Source organism: Ferrimonas pelagia, assembly GCF_039543565.1.
GTDB classification, from domain to species: domain Bacteria; phylum Pseudomonadota; class Gammaproteobacteria; order Enterobacterales; family Shewanellaceae; genus Ferrimonas; species Ferrimonas pelagia.
In genome coordinates, this window is the sequence record NZ_BAABJZ010000009.1 from 68,036 (window position 1) to 85,087 (window position 17,052).

At 60.3% G+C, this 17,052-nt stretch carries 15 protein-coding genes; 5 read left to right on the forward strand and 10 right to left on the reverse strand.

What is annotated here, in order from left to right; all coding sequences use genetic code 11:
* Positions 1 to 343: 343 nt before the first annotated feature.
* The 8 genes from ABEA08_RS04480 to ABEA08_RS04515 all read right to left on the reverse strand — a co-directional run bounded on the left by ABEA08_RS04480 (position 344) and on the right by ABEA08_RS04515 (position 9,652).
* Positions 344 to 1,522: a flagellin gene (locus ABEA08_RS04480; RefSeq protein WP_345333713.1), complete on the reverse strand. Its 1,179-nt coding sequence runs from the start codon at positions 1,520 to 1,522 to the stop codon at positions 344 to 346.
* A gap of 393 nt (positions 1,523 to 1,915) precedes the next feature.
* Positions 1,916 to 2,680, reverse strand: a complete 765-nt coding sequence (locus tag ABEA08_RS04485; protein ID WP_345333715.1) for an SDR family NAD(P)-dependent oxidoreductase — start codon at positions 2,678 to 2,680, stop codon at positions 1,916 to 1,918.
* 62 nt (positions 2,681 to 2,742) lie between these two features.
* A complete protein-coding gene (mmsB, locus tag ABEA08_RS04490; RefSeq protein WP_345333717.1) occupies positions 2,743 to 3,648 on the reverse strand; it encodes a 3-hydroxyisobutyrate dehydrogenase in 906 nt (301 codons plus the stop codon).
* Positions 3,649 to 3,650: 2 nt separating this feature from the next.
* A complete protein-coding gene (locus ABEA08_RS04495) occupies positions 3,651 to 4,787 on the reverse strand; it encodes an enoyl-CoA hydratase/isomerase family protein (RefSeq protein WP_345333719.1) in 1,137 nt (378 codons plus the stop codon).
* The gene (locus tag ABEA08_RS04500) at positions 4,772 to 5,545 is read right to left on the reverse strand and encodes an enoyl-CoA hydratase (RefSeq protein ID WP_345333721.1); all 774 of its coding nucleotides are present in this window, start codon (positions 5,543 to 5,545) and stop codon (positions 4,772 to 4,774) included. Before ABEA08_RS04500 ends, ABEA08_RS04495 begins: the two co-directional genes overlap by 16 nt.
* A 41-nt stretch (positions 5,546 to 5,586) precedes the next feature.
* Complete coding sequence (locus ABEA08_RS04505) at positions 5,587 to 6,750, reverse strand: acyl-CoA dehydrogenase family protein (RefSeq protein WP_345333723.1); 1,164 nt, start codon at positions 6,748 to 6,750, stop codon at positions 5,587 to 5,589.
* Positions 6,751 to 6,865: 115 nt separating this feature from the next.
* A complete protein-coding gene (locus ABEA08_RS04510) occupies positions 6,866 to 8,359 on the reverse strand; it encodes a CoA-acylating methylmalonate-semialdehyde dehydrogenase (RefSeq protein ID WP_345333724.1) in 1,494 nt (497 codons plus the stop codon).
* A gap of 108 nt (positions 8,360 to 8,467) precedes the next feature.
* Complete coding sequence (locus ABEA08_RS04515) at positions 8,468 to 9,652, reverse strand: acetyl-CoA C-acyltransferase (protein WP_345333726.1); 1,185 nt, start codon at positions 9,650 to 9,652, stop codon at positions 8,468 to 8,470.
* A gap of 398 nt (positions 9,653 to 10,050) precedes the next feature.
* Between ABEA08_RS04515 and ABEA08_RS04520 the strand changes: the two genes are divergently transcribed.
* Complete coding sequence (locus ABEA08_RS04520) at positions 10,051 to 11,544, forward strand: FMN-binding glutamate synthase family protein (protein ID WP_345333780.1); 1,494 nt, start codon at positions 10,051 to 10,053, stop codon at positions 11,542 to 11,544.
* Between the two features lie 33 nt (positions 11,545 to 11,577).
* On the opposite strand, the gene ABEA08_RS04525 is transcribed toward ABEA08_RS04520, so the two are convergent.
* Positions 11,578 to 13,215 carry a methyl-accepting chemotaxis protein gene (locus ABEA08_RS04525; protein WP_345333728.1) on the reverse strand — a complete coding sequence of 546 codons (1,638 nt, stop codon included), beginning with the start codon at positions 13,213 to 13,215 and terminating at the stop codon, positions 11,578 to 11,580.
* A 118-nt stretch (positions 13,216 to 13,333) separates the two neighbouring features.
* Complete coding sequence (metA, locus tag ABEA08_RS04530) at positions 13,334 to 14,269, reverse strand: homoserine O-acetyltransferase MetA (protein ID WP_345333730.1); 936 nt, start codon at positions 14,267 to 14,269, stop codon at positions 13,334 to 13,336.
* Between the two features lie 147 nt (positions 14,270 to 14,416).
* On the opposite strand from metA, the gene ABEA08_RS04535 reads away from it, so the two are divergent.
* From ABEA08_RS04535 to ABEA08_RS04550, 4 genes are all read left to right on the forward strand, one after another.
* Complete coding sequence (locus ABEA08_RS04535) at positions 14,417 to 15,142, forward strand: SDR family NAD(P)-dependent oxidoreductase (protein ID WP_345333732.1); 726 nt, start codon at positions 14,417 to 14,419, stop codon at positions 15,140 to 15,142.
* A gap of 12 nt (positions 15,143 to 15,154) precedes the next feature.
* Positions 15,155 to 15,847, forward strand: coding sequence for a hypothetical protein (locus tag ABEA08_RS04540; RefSeq protein WP_345333734.1), 693 nt, complete (start codon positions 15,155 to 15,157; stop codon positions 15,845 to 15,847).
* Positions 15,848 to 15,909: 62 nt separating this feature from the next.
* Positions 15,910 to 16,800 carry a CAF17-like 4Fe-4S cluster assembly/insertion protein YgfZ gene (gene ygfZ, locus ABEA08_RS04545; protein ID WP_345333736.1) on the forward strand — a complete coding sequence of 297 codons (891 nt, stop codon included), beginning with the start codon at positions 15,910 to 15,912 and terminating at the stop codon, positions 16,798 to 16,800.
* Positions 16,801 to 16,856: 56 nt separating this feature from the next.
* Positions 16,857 to 17,051 carry a DUF4250 domain-containing protein gene (locus tag ABEA08_RS04550; RefSeq protein ID WP_345333738.1) on the forward strand — a complete coding sequence of 65 codons (195 nt, stop codon included), beginning with the start codon at positions 16,857 to 16,859 and terminating at the stop codon, positions 17,049 to 17,051.
* Position 17,052 lies beyond the last annotated feature (1 nt).

A 17,052-nucleotide genomic window follows, 5' to 3' on the forward strand; every position in this document is an offset into this window, starting at 1 on the left:
GCACCATCCCATGGCCGACCGCGGTGCTTTGGGTGTGGCATGGAGCGTTGATCTCAAGCGTAGGGACGATTAGCCGTTTTTGCTCCTTGGCGTAATCGGCCATCCGGACCCAAAGCCGCCGCCGTAAAGCGGGCCCGGTATTTCATCCCACCATCCGGTGGCCGACGTTCGGGACTCAAAGCCAACGCCGAAAAACGGGCTCGGTATTTCATCCCACCATCCGATGGCCGATCGGCGTCGCTGCGCGCCTTGATACGGCCCTACGCCGGCGTTTGGGTGAGGGGATGCAATGAAAAAAAGGCCACCCGCGTGGGTGGCCTCTCTCGGCGTTGCTTTTACGCGATTACAGCAGGGACAGGGCCAGCTGCGGGATCTGGTTGGCTTGCGCCAGCATCGCAGAGCCGGACTGCTGCAGCACCTGGTTCTTGGTCAGCTCGGCACTTTCCTTGGCGAAGTCCACGTCCTGAATACGGGAGCGGGCATCCGCCACATTGGTTTGGATATTACCCAAGTTATTCAGTGTATGACCCAAACGGTTTTGCACCGCACCCAGTTCCGCACGATCGCTATCGATCTGCTGAATGGCGGCGTCAATGGCACCGATAGCCGCTTGCGCGCCGGCTGTGGTGCTGACGTCAATTTTATCAACGGTACCCAAGCCATCACCATTACCTGTAATAACGCCCAGAGTCGTATCCAAGTCAACATCATTTTTATCGTTGCCGGTAACAGTCAACGTTGATGCAGTACCAATATCGCCGCTAAAGTCGATACCACCGCCGTTCTCTGTGGCTGTTATACCCAAATCACCCAATTTAGAATTCAGCAACGATGTTAGTTCCTTTGCATCAGTCGCCGTAACTAATTCAGCCTCAGAAAAACTAACTGAAGTGCCATCAACATCAAACGTTAGATCACGAGTACCCGTACCAGCTGCTCCAGTAAGTACGCCGACAGTAGTCGAATTCATAGAACCAGTTACCGTTTGATCATTTGGGTCAACCGCATCGAAACCTAACGCAGAGGAACTAATGTCATTCAAAGTGAAGCCAATGGTTTCATTCGCATTCGAACCCACCTGAAAATCCATCTGCTTGCCATCAGTATTCAGCAAACTTTGACCGCCGAAGGAGGTGGTTTCTGCGATACGATCCAATTCTGATGTCAATTGAACCATCTCTTTTTGGATGGATGCACGATCATCATCAGAGTTTGAGCCGTTGGCCGCTTGCAGAGACAGATCCCGCATGCGCTGCATGATGTTGGTGGATTCCTGCATCGCGCCTTCCGCGGTCTGGGCGATGGAGATCCCGTCGTTGGCGTTACGCATCGCCACATCCAGGCCTCGGACCTGGGAGGTCAGGCGGTTGGAGATCTGCAGACCGGCGGCGTCGTCCTTGGCGGAGTTGATGCGCAGACCGGAGCTTAAGCGCTCCATACTGGTTTGCAGGCCGGAGTTGGACGCGTTCAGGTTGCGCTGCGCCGACATGGAGGTGACGTTGGTATTTACTGTAACAGCCATGGCTGGTTCCTCTTGTTTATGGCCTAGCCCTGGTTGCCCCGGGATCACACTGGCCGTTAGTTCCTTCCCTCTCTGTATCGCCCCCAAACCAATCAACTTTAAAACTATTTACATCCGCCCAACTCTCGCAACACTGCAAACAAGATACAAACCAAACTCAGCGACAGAAAACAGGTTTTGATACTAAAGAGTTGCGAGCGAACGGTCGTACCGGCCAGCATTTATGTTAAAAAAAGCGAGCAACCTTTTCCTGCTCGGTGCAAGCGCGTGGCCGGCGCCGCTTGTTTTTGTCACAAGGCGCGCCTGTGCGGCAGCATCAAAAAAAGGCCCTTTCGGGCCTTGGGACACAGCATCGGTTGCCGTCAACCGCGTTGACGCTGACGACATGGATCGCTACAAACGGATCCCGCCGTCGATCTCCAGCACCCGGCCATTGAAGTAATCGTTCTTGATGATGTACTCCACGCCGTGCGCCACCTCCTCCGGTGCGCCAATGCGTCCCACCGGCACCAACTGCGCCAGTCGCCCCAACGCCTCCGGCTTCATCGACTGGGTCATCTCGGTGGCGATGATCCCCGGTGCGATGGCGCCGGTGCGAATGCCGAAGCGGGCCAGCTCTTTGGCCCAACAGACCGTCATGGCGACGATCCCCGCTTTGGAGGCGCTGTAGTTGGTCTGGCCCATGTTGCCCGCGCGCGCCAATGAGGAGATATTGATGATCACGCCGCCGCTTGAGCCGCCGGTGGCCATCAGCGCGGCGGCCTCGCGGCCACACAAAAATGCGCCAGTCAGATTGACATCAAGCACCGATTGGAACTGAGCCAGCGACATCTTGCTTTGCACCTCGCCCTCCTTCACCTTAAGCAGCAGGCCATCGCGCAGCAGCCCGGCATTGTTGATCAGCACATCCACGCCGCCCAGCTGTTGCCCGATGGTGGCAAACGTGGCCTCAACCGCCGCCTCGTCGGTGATATCCAGCGGATACGCCACCGCCTGAATGTCCCCTTGGCCCAGCGTCGCCACCGCCTGCGCCAACGCCTCGGCATTGATGTCCAACAGGGCGATGCGGGCGCCCTGCGCGCCCAGTTGCCGCGCCATCGCCATCCCCAATCCACCGGCACCGCCGGTGATCACCACAACCTTCTGCTCTAATTCCACGCCACTTCCCTCTCAATTCTGTTTTGCGGTCGCGCCAGCCGCGCCCGCTCTTCGTCGACAGCTCATTCGCTTTGGTCTTGCCCAAACGTCTCGAAGATGCTGGAGAAATCCCGCTTGCCGTTGCCGCGGCGGGCATGCTGCCGGTACAGGCTGGTGGCCAGCGCGCCCATGGGCGTGGCGCTGCGACTTTGGCCGGCGGTTTCCATCGCCAGGCCCAGATCTTTGCTCATCAGATCCACCATAAAGCCGCCCTGATAGCCGTTGCTGGCGGGCACATTCGCCATCACGTCCGGGCAGGGGTTGTACTTCTCCAACGTCCAGTTGCCACCAGAGCTGACTTTCATGATCTCCGACAGCACGGCGGGATCCAGACCGTGATCCCTTCCCAACTGCAGCGCTTCACTGGTGCCGATCATCAAGACCGACAGCAGCATGTTGTTGCAGATCTTGGCCACCTGACCGGCCCCCGGCCCACCGGCGTGGAAGATATTGGCGCCCATGTCCGCCAGAATGGGCTTGGCCCGCGCAAACCCAGCATCGCTGCCGCCACAGATAAAGGTAAGGGTGCCTGCGGCCGCGCCGGCGGTACCGCCAGACACGGGCGCATCGACAAACGCCAATCCCGCTTGGTTGGCGGCATCGCTGACCGCCAGGGCGCTGGCGGCATCGATGGTGGAGCAGTCGATCAGCAAAGTGTCGGCGGCCGCTTTGGCCAGCAAGCCGCGCTCCTCGCCTTGGCCCAGATAGAGGCTGCGCACATGCACGCCCGCCGGCAACATGGTGATCGCCACCTCGGCGCCCGCCACCGCGCCACAACTGGTGTGGCAGGGGATCGCCCCTTGCTCCGCCAGCTCATGCACCGCCTGCTCGTTCAGATCAAACACCCGGACCGTGTGGCCCGCTTTGACCAGGTTCAGGGCCATCGGCCCTCCCATGTTGCCCAGTCCGATAAATGCGATGGTACTCATACTCAATGCTCCTTAAGATCCGCCAGCGGATCGACCGCAAATGGGCTGCTGTGCAGTTGGTCCAATAAGCCGTCCGGTACGGCGGCCAGCGTTACATATTGCCACTGGGGCTGACGATCCTTGTCGATCAACAACGCCCGCACCCCTTCGATGAAATCGCCCCGTTGGGCGCAGCGTACCGCCCACACCAACTCCTGCCGGAACACCTGCTCTAGACTCAGCTCGGCACCGGCGCTTAACTGATGCCAGATCAGCTGCGCGGTAATGGGACTGCCGGCGGCGAAGCTGTCCCGCGCGCGCAGCAGCCAGGTTTGCTCACTCTCCAGCGATGCCAGCGCCTCGGCCACCGTCGCCAGCGAATCCCCGCCCATAAGTTGATCGATCTCGCCCTGATCACGATGCAGCCGGCTGGCTGGCAACGCGGCGATGTCACTCTCCTCGATGCCGCGCAGATAGCTGCTGAGCAGATCGTGATCGGTCCGGGCGCTGCCATGCCAGCCCAATGCCGACAAGGCGCCAAGCAAGCCCTCACGCCGATGACTGGCGACATAGTGATCCGCCAGCCCGACGTAACGCGCGTCCGCGCCATTCATGCCGTAACCGGTCAGCGCCAGAAAACGGCCACAATGGCCGGGCATGCGATTAAGAAACCAGGTGCCGCCCACATCGGGGAACAGACCGATGCTGATCTCCGGCATGGCGATCCGCGAGGTGTCGGTCACCAAGCGGTGACTGGCGCCGGCCATCAAGCCCAGCCCGCCGCCCATCACTATGCCACTGCCCCAGACGATCAGCGGCTTAGCGTAGCGGTGGATCAGATGATCCAACCGGTACTCCTGGGTGAAGAATTCGGTCACGGCGGTAGAGACTTCGCCGGGATGCGCCTTGGCATCCTCATAGATGGCGCGAATATCGCCACCGGCGCAAAAGGCCTTGTCACCCGCGCCGTCGAGCCAGACACAGACGATCTGCGAGTCCGTCGCCCACGCCGTCAACTGCTCGGTCAGGCTCTGCACCATGGCCAGCGACAGGGCGTTGAGCGAACGTTCGCTATTGAGGGTGGCAATGCCGATCCGATGGCCGCTCTCGGTCGGCTGGGTGCGATAGCGCACCGGCAGGGCGTTCACCGATTGCTCCATTGCGCCTCCCGCTTTTGCAAAAAGGCCTGCACGCCTTCGCGCTGATCTTCACTGTCGAACAGATCAAGAAAGCACTCACGCTCCTGCACCAACGCCTGCTGCCGCGGCATGCTGCGGCCGGATTGGATCAACGTCTTGCAGGCCGCGACGGCCACCGGGCTTTGCTTGGCCACCTTGGCCGCCAACGCCAAAGCCTGCTCCAGCGCCGTGCCGGCCGGTACGATCTGCTCGACCAAGCCGATCCGCTCGGCGGTCGGCGCGTCGATCCGCTCACCACAGAGGATCATCCGTTTGGCCCAACCCTCGCCCACCAGCGCGGTCAGGTTCTGGGTGCCACCGGCACAAGGCAACAGCCCAACGGTGGCTTCCGGCAGCGCCATCCGCGCCTGGGCTTCGGCGATGCGAATATCGCACGCCAGCGCCACTTCCAACCCGCCGCCCATGGCCCAGCCATTGATGGCGGTAATGGACACGCCCCGAAACGCCGACAGGGTTTCAAACGCCTGGCCAAACCGGCGTGCCATGGTCGCGGCCACCGACTTATCGCCACCGGCGAACAGCTTGAGATCCGCCCCGGCGGAAAAGAACTTGTCGCCCTGACCGGTCAGCACCAAAGCGTAGATCTCAGGCTCAGCATTAAGCTGCTCGATCAGTACGCGCAGCTCCGTCAGGCTTTGCTCGGTCCAGGTATTGGCCGGCGGATTGTTGATGGTGATCAATGCCGTATGCTCGCGGCGCTCAATCGTTAGAAAATCCATGTTGTCACTCCAAGCCGCAGCGCGCGGCGCTGAGGGGCGGATCAGGCGATCACGCCCGCTTGTGGATCGAGCAGGCGACGGGCGATGATCAAACGCATGATCTCGTTGGTGCCTTCGAGGATCTGATGCACCCGCACATCGCGGACATGACGCTCCAACGGGTACTCTTGGATGTAGCCATAGCCACCGTGGATCTGCAGCGCTTCGTTGCACACACTAAAGCCGATGTCGGTGGCAAAACGCTTGGCCATGGCGCAATACGCGCTGCGCTCGGGATCGGCCTGATCCAGCTTAAACGCCGCCAATCGCACCATCTGCCGGGCGGCGACCAGCTCGGTTGCCATATCGGCCAGCTTAAATTGCAGCGCCTGAAACGCCGCCAGCGGCTTACCAAACTGCTGGCGCTCGTTCATGTAGGCGCTGGCGCGATCCAGCGCCGCTTGCGCGGTGCCCAATGAGCAGGCAGCGATATTGATGCGGCCACCGTCCAGCCCCTTCATGGCAAAGCCAAAGCCCTGGCCCTCCTCACCCAGCAAGTTAGCCACCGGCACCTGCACATCATCAAAGGTGACTAGCCGGGTCGGTTGGGCGTTCCAGCCCATCTTCTCTTCGGCCTTGCCGTAGACAATGCCGTCGCTGGCGGCGGGCACCGCAATGGCGGAAATGCCTTTCGGCCCCGGCCCGCCGGTGCGGCACATCACCACCAACAGCTCGGTTTCGCCGGCGCCGGAGATGAACATCTTGCTGCCGCTGATCACATAGTGGCTGCCCGCGTCGTTGAGCACGGCCTTGGTGCGCAAGCTGGCCGCGTCGGAGCCACTGCCCGGCTCCGTTAAGCAGTAAGACGCCAACTTCTGCCCGGTCGTCAGCGCTTCACACCACTGCGCCTTGAACGCCTCGGTGCCCCAACTGGCAACCATCCAGGTGGCCATATTGTGTATGGTCAGCATCGCCGTGGTGGCGGTGCAACCGGTCGACAGGGCTTCAAATATGAGCGCGCTGTCCAGTCGCGACAGGCCCAAGCCACCGGCTTCCTCTGGCGTGTACAAGCTGCAAAGACCCAGCTCACCGGCCTTTTGAATAACGTCCTTGGGGAAATGATGGGTTTTGTCCCACTCGGCAGCAAAAGGGGCCAACTCGGCGTCGGCAAACTGCCGCGCCATGTCGACAAAGGCTTGTTGCTCTTCAGATAAATTGAAATTCATGCACGTTCCTTGGCGGAGCGAGGATTGAACACGGAATTTGCGGGCTGTGGGCGGCCGGTGTGGCTCGCCCGCCAACGCGCAGCTTGCAACCCCTTGCTCAAACGCGTCGCGAGTCCTACTTCAGCGTAATGGTCATGTTCTGACCTTCGACGATGCCGCTTTCCGGCCAACGGGCCGTCACGGTTTTGGTTTCGGTATAGAAACGCACCGCCTGCTTGCCGTAAGCGTGCAGATCGCCATAGAAGGAGTTCTTCCAGCCGGTGAAGGAGAAGAACGGCAGTGGCACCGGAATGGGGATGTTGATCCCCACCTGCCCCACTTCGATCTCATGTTGATATTTGCGCGCAGCGGCGCCGGAGTTGGTGAAGATGGAGGTGCCGTTGCCAAACGGGTTGGCATTGACCAGAGCGATGGCTTCACTGAGGGTTGCCACCTCAACGCAGGACAGCACCGGGCCGAAGATCTCCTCTTGATAGATCCGCATCTCGGGAGTCACCCCGGCAAACACGGTGGGGCCGACCCAGTTGCCCGCTTCATGGCCCGGCAGGGTGAAGTCCGAGCCATCCACTAGGCAGCGAGCGCCTTGTTGTTTGCCAGACTCGATCAGCTCCAGTACCCGCGCTTTGGCCTGCGGGTTAATGAGCGGGCCATAGCCGGCGTCCGGATCGTCCCACAAGCCGGGACGCACCTTGGCCACCTCGGCGGCGACCTCGTCGATCCACGCCTTGGTTTGGCCGACGAACACCGCGACCGAAATCGCCATACAGCGTTGACCGGCCGCGCCGACCGAGGCGCCCACCAGTTGGTTAATCACGGTTTGTTTGTCCGCGTCCGGCATGATCACCATGTGATTCTTCGCCCCGGCGAACGCCTGCACCCGCTTCATATGATCGGTGCCGGTTTTGTAGATGTGTTGGCCGACGGGCACGGAGCCGACAAAGGAGATGGTGTTGACATCCGGGTGGGTCAGCAGCGGATCGACCACGGTGCGATCGCCATGCACCACATTAAGCAGCCCCTTCGGCGCGCCCGCCTGCTCGAACAACTCGGCCAGACGCATTGGGGTCAGTGGATCCTGCTCGGACGGCTTGAGCACAAAGCCGTTGCCGCAGGCGATGGCCATGGGGAACATCCACAGGGGGATCATCGCCGGGAAGTTAAAGGGGGTGATCCCCACACACACGCCCAGCGGCTGAATGTAGCTGTAGGTGTCGATCCCGCGGGCCACGTTCTCGACGGTCTCGCCCATCATCATGCTGGCGATATTAGCCGCCTGCTCCACCACCTCGATGCCGCGCCAGACGTCGCCCTTGGCGTCTTCGAAGGTCTTGCCGGTTTCCTGTGATAGCAGGGTCGCCAGCTCGTCATGGTGCTCCTTGAGCAGATGCTGATAGCGCAGCATCACCCGCGCACGCTCAGACACGGCGACCTCTTTCCAGCTCTGCTGCGCCTGCTTGGCGGCAGCAACGGCCTGGTTGATCTCAGTCTGAGTGGCGCTGCGCAACTGGGCAATGGGTTGGTTATTGGCCGGGTTGGTTACGGCGATGAGGTGCTCACCAGTGCCGGGGGTGTACTCGCCCCCGATAAGGTGATGGACTTGTGCTGTCATGTGCTTATCTCCCAGATAAGACCCGCCACACGGCCGTGTGGCGGGGAAATTCAAAGGGAGCGACCGTTGTTATCGGTTTGCTGGCCGTTCCCTGTTGGTGCGAAAGGGTTAAACCAGCTCGACCGCCAGCGCCGTTGCTTCACCGCCGCCGATACACAAAGAAGCCACGCCGCGCTGCAAACCACGCGCCTTCAGTGCATGCAACAAGGTGACGATGATGCGGGTGCCGGAGCAGCCGATGGGGTGGCCTAAGGCGCAGGCGCCGCCATTGACGTTGACCTTGGCGGGATCCAGTCCCAGCTCCGACGTCGCCAGCATGGTGACCATGGCAAAGGCTTCGTTGAGCTCAAACAGATCAACATCGTCGGTGGTCCATTCCAGCTTATTGAGCAACTTGCTGACCGCCCCGACCGGCGCCAGGGTAAACTCGGCGGGCTCCTGAGCGTGGGTGCTGTGGCCGATGATCTTGGCCAGGATCGGCATCTCATTGGCGTGGGCGTACGCTTCGGTGGTGACGATCAACGCGGCGGCACCGTCGGAGATGGAGCTGGAGTTGGCGGCGGTGATGCTGCCATCTTTGGCAAAAGCCGGACGCAGTGCGGGGATCTTATCCGGACGCGCGTTGCCGGGCTGCTCATCCATGCTAACGGTGACGTCGCCTTTGCGGGTCTGGTAGGTGACCGGCTCGATCTCGGCCTCAAATGCACCGGTTTCGATCGCCGCGTTGGCACGACGCAGACTTTCCAAGGCAAACGCATCCATCTGCTCGCGGGTCAGGCCGTATTGATCCGCCGTTGCTTGGGCATAGGTCCCCATCGCACCGCCGGTATAGGCGTCTTCCAGACCATCAAACATCATATGATCGTAGACACTGCCGTGGCCCATGCGCAAACCGCCACGCGCCTTGTCCAGCAAGTAGGGCGCGCCGGACATGCTCTCCATGCCACCGGCCACGACCACCTCGGCGCTGCCGGCCTTGATCAGATCGTGCGCCATCATGACGGTCTTCATGCCCGAGCCACACACCTTATTGAGTGTCGTCGCTCCCACGCTCAGTGGCAGTTCGGCCCCCAAGGTGGCCTGACGTGCCGGCGCTTGGCGCAACCCGGCGGGCAAGACGCAGCCCATCAACACTTCATCCACTTGCTCGCCGGCGATCCCCGCCCGCGCGATCGCCGCCTTGATCGCCGTCGCCCCGAGGGTGGGGGCCGCAACCGAGCTGAGACTGCCCTGAAATCCCCCCATGGGGGTTCGGACCGCTGCCGCGATAACAATTGCTACTTCCTTAGCCATTCCTACTCTCCAATGTAAGCCGATTGTTACAAGACTACTGCAAATGTGACGTTTACGGCAACGTAAACTATCCACTAGCGGCGCAGATAGTTCATTGACCGTTTGTCACAGCTGCGTGACACCTTCTGCCCGGTCTGGGAGGGCCGGGCGGAAAGCTTAAACATCAGTGTCCTAGCGACAGATGACAGCGTCATGGCGCCCTAACTGGTCAGTCCAGAGTGAACACTGACTTACTCTATTGAGACAGATATAGCCGCGAAAACCCAGCCGTTATTTCATCTGTATAACCGCCACCAATCGGCCAATAATCGACAGCGTTTCTTTCTCTGAAAGACACAGGTTGCGCAGCCGCTCCTATCTTTACCTCTCACTCTCTGCTGGAAGCACTAATGGATACCATGACCAATTGGGCCGTACGCGCGTTAGAGCTCAGTGCCGCGCTGTTTATCTTTCTGCTCGGCACCCTGGTGCTCACGGTGCTGGTGTTATATATCCGTGACATCAGCCAGACCCAACAGGCGATCCGACGCAACTATCCCGTGGTCGGCCGATTCCGCTATTGGTTCGAGCACATGGGCGAGTTTTTCCGCCAATACTTCTTTGCCCAAGACCGGGAAGAGATGCCGTTTAACCGGGCCCAGCGCAGTTGGATCTACCGGGCCGCTAAGAACATCGACTCGACAGTGGCTTTCGGCTCGACCCGCGCACTGAATCAACCCGGCGAAGTGATCTTCCTTAACTGCCTGTTTCCGACTCTGAAGGAGGATGCGGTCGCGCCCGAGCCGATCACCTTCGGCGATCCCCACTGCCCCACGCCCTACGTCACCCAGAGTTTCTTCAATATCTCAGGCATGAGCTTTGGCGCGCTGTCGGTGCCGGCGGTACAGGCGTTGTCACAAGGGGCTGCGCAGGCGGGCGTCTGGATGAACACCGGTGAGGGCGGGCTCTCGCCTTATCACTTGGAAGGGGGCGCCGACATCGTCTTTCAGATCGGCACCGCCAAGTACGGCGTGCGGGACAGTGCGGGTCAGCTCGACGATGAACGACTCAAGGCCGTGGCCGCACATCAACAGGTTAAGATGTTTGAGATCAAGCTGTCGCAGGGGGCGAAGCCGGGCAAAGGCGGGATCCTACCGGCCGAGAAGGTCACCGAGCAGATCGCCACCATCCGCGGGATCCCGGCCGGGCAGGATTCTATCAGCCCCAACGGCCACCCGGAGATCCGCACCGTGGCGGATCTGCTCGATATGATCCAACGCGTCCGCACTGTCACCGGCAAGCCGGTGGGCTTTAAGGCGGTGTTAGGCGCCACCGACTGGCTCGAGCAACTGGCCGAGCAGATCAAGCTGCGCGGCCTGCCCGCCGCGCCGGATTTTATCAGTCTGGACTCCGCCGACGGCGGCACCGGTGCCGCGCCGCAATCACTGATGGACTATATGGGGCTGCCGCTCAAGCGCAGCCTGCCGCTGTTGGTGGATTGGCAGCAGCGGCATGGCTTTACATCGCGGATCCGCATTATCTGCTCTGGCAAGCTGGTTAACCCCTCCGATGTGGCCTGGGCCTTGTGCGTGGGCGCCGACGCGGTGGTCTCCGCCCGCGGCTTTATGTTTGCCTTGGGGTGTATTCAGGCGCTGCAGTGCAACAAGAATACCTGCCCAACCGGGATCACCACCCACGATCCCAAGCTGCAACGCGGCTTAGTGGTGGCCGACAAGAGCCAACGGGTGGCCAACTACGCCAGCAACATGATGCATGAGGTTGGGGTGATCGCCCACTCCTGTGGCGTCAAAGGGCCGCATCAGCTGAAACCCCAGCACGCCCAGATCATCAATGATCATGGCCTGCCGGTGCCGCTATCCGAGCTCATTCAGCCCGGAACCCACAGCCGATAAGCCCCGCCCGGCTGGGGCTTGCAATCGCACGCCTCAGTGGGCAAAACCGGCGGTGATGTGATTGATCCGGTGGATCTCCTGCGCCACTTTATCGGCTTCTTTGCTGGTGGTTTCAATATCGCCGAGCGTAGCCTGAGTCTGCTTGTCCACCGAGCTAAGGGTGTCGCTGATCTCACGGATCACCACACTCTGCTCTTCGATGGCGGTCGCCACGTGCGCGGCTTTATGATCCAGCTGATCCATCAGGGTCACGATCCCTTCGAAGATCCCGCGTGCACCGTCCACTTCAATGCTGGTTTGCCCAAACTGAGCGCTGCTGGCACCGATCTGATCCACCACACTGCTCACGCGCTTCTGCAACTGTTCCAGCGTATGGCCGATCTCTTGGGTCGAGGTCTGGGTTCGACCCGCCAATGCCCGTACCTCATCGGCAACCACAGCAAAGCCTCGGCCCTGCTCGCCGGCACGGGCCGCCTCGATCGCTGCGTTTAGCGCCAGAAGATTGGTCTGATCGGCGATCTCGGCGATGACGCCAGTCACCTGAGTGATCTGCGCCGCGTATTGCTCCAGCTCGCCGATCACCTGCAGCGAATCGGCTAGCTGGCGATTGAGTTGCTCGGTGTGCTCCGCACTGCGGGCAATAATGCTGCCGCCCCGATTGGCTTCGCTGTGAACCTGGCGCGTCTCTTCCGCCGACATTTCACTGTGACGGGCCACATCGGCGATGGCGACGCTCATCTGCTCGACCGCCGCCACCATCTGCGTAAGCTTAACGCCCTGCTCTATCGCCGCCTGCTCACTGGTTTGACTGACCTCGCGCAGTTGTTGGGCACTGACATCGACGCTGCTACAGCCATGCGCGACGCCCGATATCGCTTGATGCAGCTTGGCCATTAGGCGATTGAACGCCTCTGCCAACTGACCCAATTCATCCTTTGCACCAACCGGTAGACGCGCCGCCAGATCGCCATCCCCTTCCGACAGATCGCGCAACTGCTCGCGCACCGCGATCACCTGATCGGAGATAAAACGCGGCAGCCAAGCCGCCAGTGCGAGGATCACCAACAACACTCCACTCAACAACCCCCACTGCAATCGCTGACTTTGTAGCGTATGCGCTCGGGTCAGATCTGACATGCGGTCGCCTTCCAGGATCAGCTCCTCGGTCATCTTGTCTGCCAATCCCCGGGCTGCGTCAAAGGCCGCTAAACCGTCGCCTGCCGACAGCAGTGTAGCTTGCGCCAACCGGCCTTCATCAGCCAGTGAAAACACGGTCTCCGACAGGTTCAGCCATGCCTGCAATTTCGGGGTGAATTCCAAATAATATTGCCGGATCTGCGGATCATCCAACAGCTGAACCGCCTCACCGAGCCGCGCCCGCGCCTGACTCAGGTTGTCTTGGTATGCCTGCGCCTGCGTCGTCGTGGACAGGCCCTGTTCGCGCAGATCGATATAACTGCGTTGCGCCAGCAAGGCCTGATACAGATCCCGATCGGCATTGAGCACCCGTTGAATGGCAGGCAGGATCTGCTCGTTCTGATATTCGCTGTCCTTCGCCAACTGAGCCTGACTCCAAAACCCAGCGATGGCATAAAGCACAATTAATACGCTGATAAGCAGCAACGGCGACCGTATTTTCCAAGCGATCGACCAATCGCGAAAGTGTGTCATGCTCATATCCTTATAGAGGGCCTGCCGCCATCTTAAGATCTATTCACCTTCGCACCTTGACTTGAATCATCTTCCTTATGGACACAGGAAAAACTAAAAAAAACAACATCTTTTCAGCTCACTCCCAAGGAGTCATGGCGTCCATATCGTTCAGATCGAACGGCGTCTGCTGGTAGACGTAGTAGTTGAGCCAATTGGACACCAGCAGGGCACCATGGGCATGCCAACGGGCGTGCGGCGTTTGGGTCGGATCGTCGTTGGGAAAGTAATTGTGCGGGATCTGCGGTGCCAGCCCAGCGGCGAGATCGCGCCGATACTCGGTCTGCAAGGTGGTGCGGGTGTATTCGGGGTGGCCGGTGACAAACAAATTGCGGTTATTGCTGTCGACCACCAAATACGCACCGGCTTGATCGGATTCGGCCAGCACGGTGAGTTCATCGTGCGCCTTGAGCTGATCAAGCGAGATCTGCGCCAATCGAGAGTGAGGCACCCAGAATTCATCGTCAAAGCCCCGCAGCAGCGGCACATGCTGATGAACCCGCTGATGGCGAAACACGCCGGAGATCTTCTCCTCACGCAGATAGCGCTTGAGGCCATACAGGTGATAGAACGCCGCGTGCGCCGCCCAGCACAGAAACAGCACCGAGGTGGCGTGCTGCTGTGACCAGTCGATGATCCCACGGATCTCATCCCAGTATTGCACCTGCTCAAACTCGAGATCCCCCAGCGGCGCACCCGTGATGATCAACCCATCGAAGTTGGTGTGCTTAACCTGCTCAAAATCGCGATAGAAGGCGTTCATATGATCGCAGGGCGTGTGCCGGGAGGGGCGGCTGTGGATCCGCAACAACTCGACGTCCACCTGCAGCGGGGTGTTACCCAGCAGACGCAACAACTGAGTTTCGGTCTCGATCTTGTTCGGCATAAGATTCAAGATCAACACCTTAAGCGGCCGGATATGCTGTGATTCGGCCCGCTCCTCGGACATCACGAAAATGTTCTCGCCCCGCAAGATCGCGGAAGCGGGCAAACTGTCGGGCACCTTAACCGGCATACGACTCCCTCCTTTAGACTGAAGCTCCTGTTATAACAGGACATCTGGACGTCCACAAGCCCAGATGGCTTTCTTCAGTGCTTGTCGGCGTCGATTACGATCACTATGATCAGGGCTCCTTCCGCTGCTAACCCAAGATACGCCCCTATGGATCAACTCAGTGCCATTATTATTGGCGCCAACTCCGCCCTGTCGCAGGCATTAGCGCTGCAACTGATCAATGATAACGTCCGTCTGGGTCTGATGGCCGCAGACACCGACGCGCTGGCCCCTTTGATGGACAAACTGCCTGACAACGCCGAGCTGGTGGCGATCGATATCTTCGATCCTGAAGCCTGTCGCAGTGCCTTCAGCCAGTTGTGGGATACGCTGGATGGCGCCGCGCTGGTGGTGATCAACACCGCGGCCTCGGGGCTGGATCTGTCCCTGCCCTACGCGCTGGATAAGCAGATCAACGCCGTCAATGTTGAGGGCTTTACCGCCCTGGCCAACGCCGCCTTCACGCAGATGGTCGAGCAAAAGTATGGCCAACTGGCGGCGTTTACCTCCATCGCCGGTGAACGCGGTGGCCCGCAGATCGCCTTTCACGCCTCCAAAGCCTACCAACAGAACTATCTACAGGGGCTGCGTCTGCATGCGCAACGACTGAAGTTGCCGATCACCATCAGTGACATACGCTTAGGGTACATCGACAAGATGCAAGGTCGTGGCAGCAAAACTTGGGGCGGCTCACTGGATAAGATCTCCAGCCAGATCATCCGCGCCCTGCGCAAGGCCAAGCCTCAGGTGTACGTCACCCGCCGCTGGCGTTTTATCAGCTGGCTCACCCGGGCGCTGCCGGAGTTCATCTACAACAAACGCAAATACAAATAACGGGACAACAGCATGCCAAGGGACGCGTTAATCACTCAACTGTCCGAACATCTCAGTCAGCAACTGGGCCACACGGTGGACGATCCCACCCTGCCGGCGCAGTTGGCCGAGCTGTTCTACGACGCCATGCTGGACTGGCAGGCGCCGGAGCTGACTCAGGGGAAGGTCGGGGCCATTATCGCCTGCTCCTTTGGCTACGCGCGCCAGGAGAACGGCAACATCATCGCGGGCCCGATGAATGCGCAGCTGGCCGATGTGGTGGTGGCGCTGCAACAGCAGCATCAGTGCCGGGTGTTTGCCCAGTGGGAGATCGCCGAGGCGATCGGCAACCGCATCGATCACACCCAGCTGACCGCCATCCACCCGGATATCGATCCCCATGACGCCACCGTGACCTACCTCAGCACCACAGGTGTCCTCAACAAGGTGATCAAAGCCCTGTCGTTTGAACCGCCGGAGCTGGGCAATGTGTTGATGGTGGCCTGGCGCCACCACATCACCCGCACCGTCAATGCCGCGCGCCAATGTGGCTTCCACGCCTGGTCGGCGCCACTGGATACGCTCCCCAGCGACTACGATCCGGCCTCGGGCCAGGCCTGGACCCGCAATCCGCGGGATTATTTGCTGCACGATGTGGTGGCCCGGATCCCACTGCTCAAAGAGGAGTTGTCCCCCCGCCCGATCTGGTACAAAGCCCATGACTGAGCCCGCCCAGACAGGGTAATATCTCCGTCAGACCGTTACACATTTTCGAGGCTAAGAGACCATTGACTACGCCCACGCTGATCCCACTTAACGCCCTAGGCGTACTGCGCGCCCACGGTGACGATCGCCAGAGTTACCTGCAAGGCCAGCTCACCTGCGATCTGGTGAAGCTCGACCCGACCCAGTGGCACTTTGGTGGCCATTGCGATCCCAAGGGTAAGCTGATCGCTGCGTTCCGCTGGCTACACAGTAACGACGAGATCCTAATGTTGATGCCGAGCTCGCTGATCCCACTGGAGCAAGCCGCTTTGGGCAAATACGCGGTGTTCAACAAGGTGGAATTCGTTGATGCCAGCGCAGACTATCAGTGTTTTGCCCTGCTCAATGGCCAGGCGCTGCTGGCCGACTGGTCCGGCAGCGGCAATCTGCGCCAGCAAGGCCGGATCAGCGCACTGCTGGACGGGGAGCGCGCGCTGCTGCTACTGCCGCAAGGCGTGGAGCTGCCCGAGTCGCTGGCGCAACTGGCTCAAAGCGAGCAAGCGGCCTTTATCGCCAGTGAGCTGGAGGCGGGACGTCCTTGGTTTGAGGCCGAGCACACCGGGGAGTTCGTGCCGCAGATGGTGAATTTGGATGCCATCGGCGGTGTCCAGTATGACAAGGGCTGTTACATCGGCCAGGAGACGGTGGCTCGCATGCATTTTCGCGGCGGCAATAAGCGCGCCCTGTATGTACTGCAAGGGGCGGCGACCGACGGGGACACCTTGGAGATGCAACTGGGCGACAACTGGCGCCGAGCGGGCACCATCGTGGCCAAACAGCTGGTGGGCGAGCAGATCTGGCTGACGGCGATCATGAACAAGGCGCTGGAGCCGGACACCGCCTTCCGCCTAGGGGACACCCCGCTGACCCTGGCGCCATTGCCCTACGCGCTGTTCAGCACGGAAACGAAATAACCTAACAGCACGCCACGGCGTGCTGTTTTTTTACTGCGCGAGCTTAGGAGGTTGCTATGGAGATCCACCACCCGGAACAACTGGACCCTCAGATCTTGCTGGGGATCGTCAATGAAAAGCTGCGGCTGGGCAGTGGCAATCTGGCCGATCTGGCTGCCGAGATGGATCTCAGCAGCCTGCAGCTGGAGCAGCGCCTGGCTGAGATCGGCTTTCGCTATCGACGCGACGTCAATCAATTCCGCCGCGGTTGAC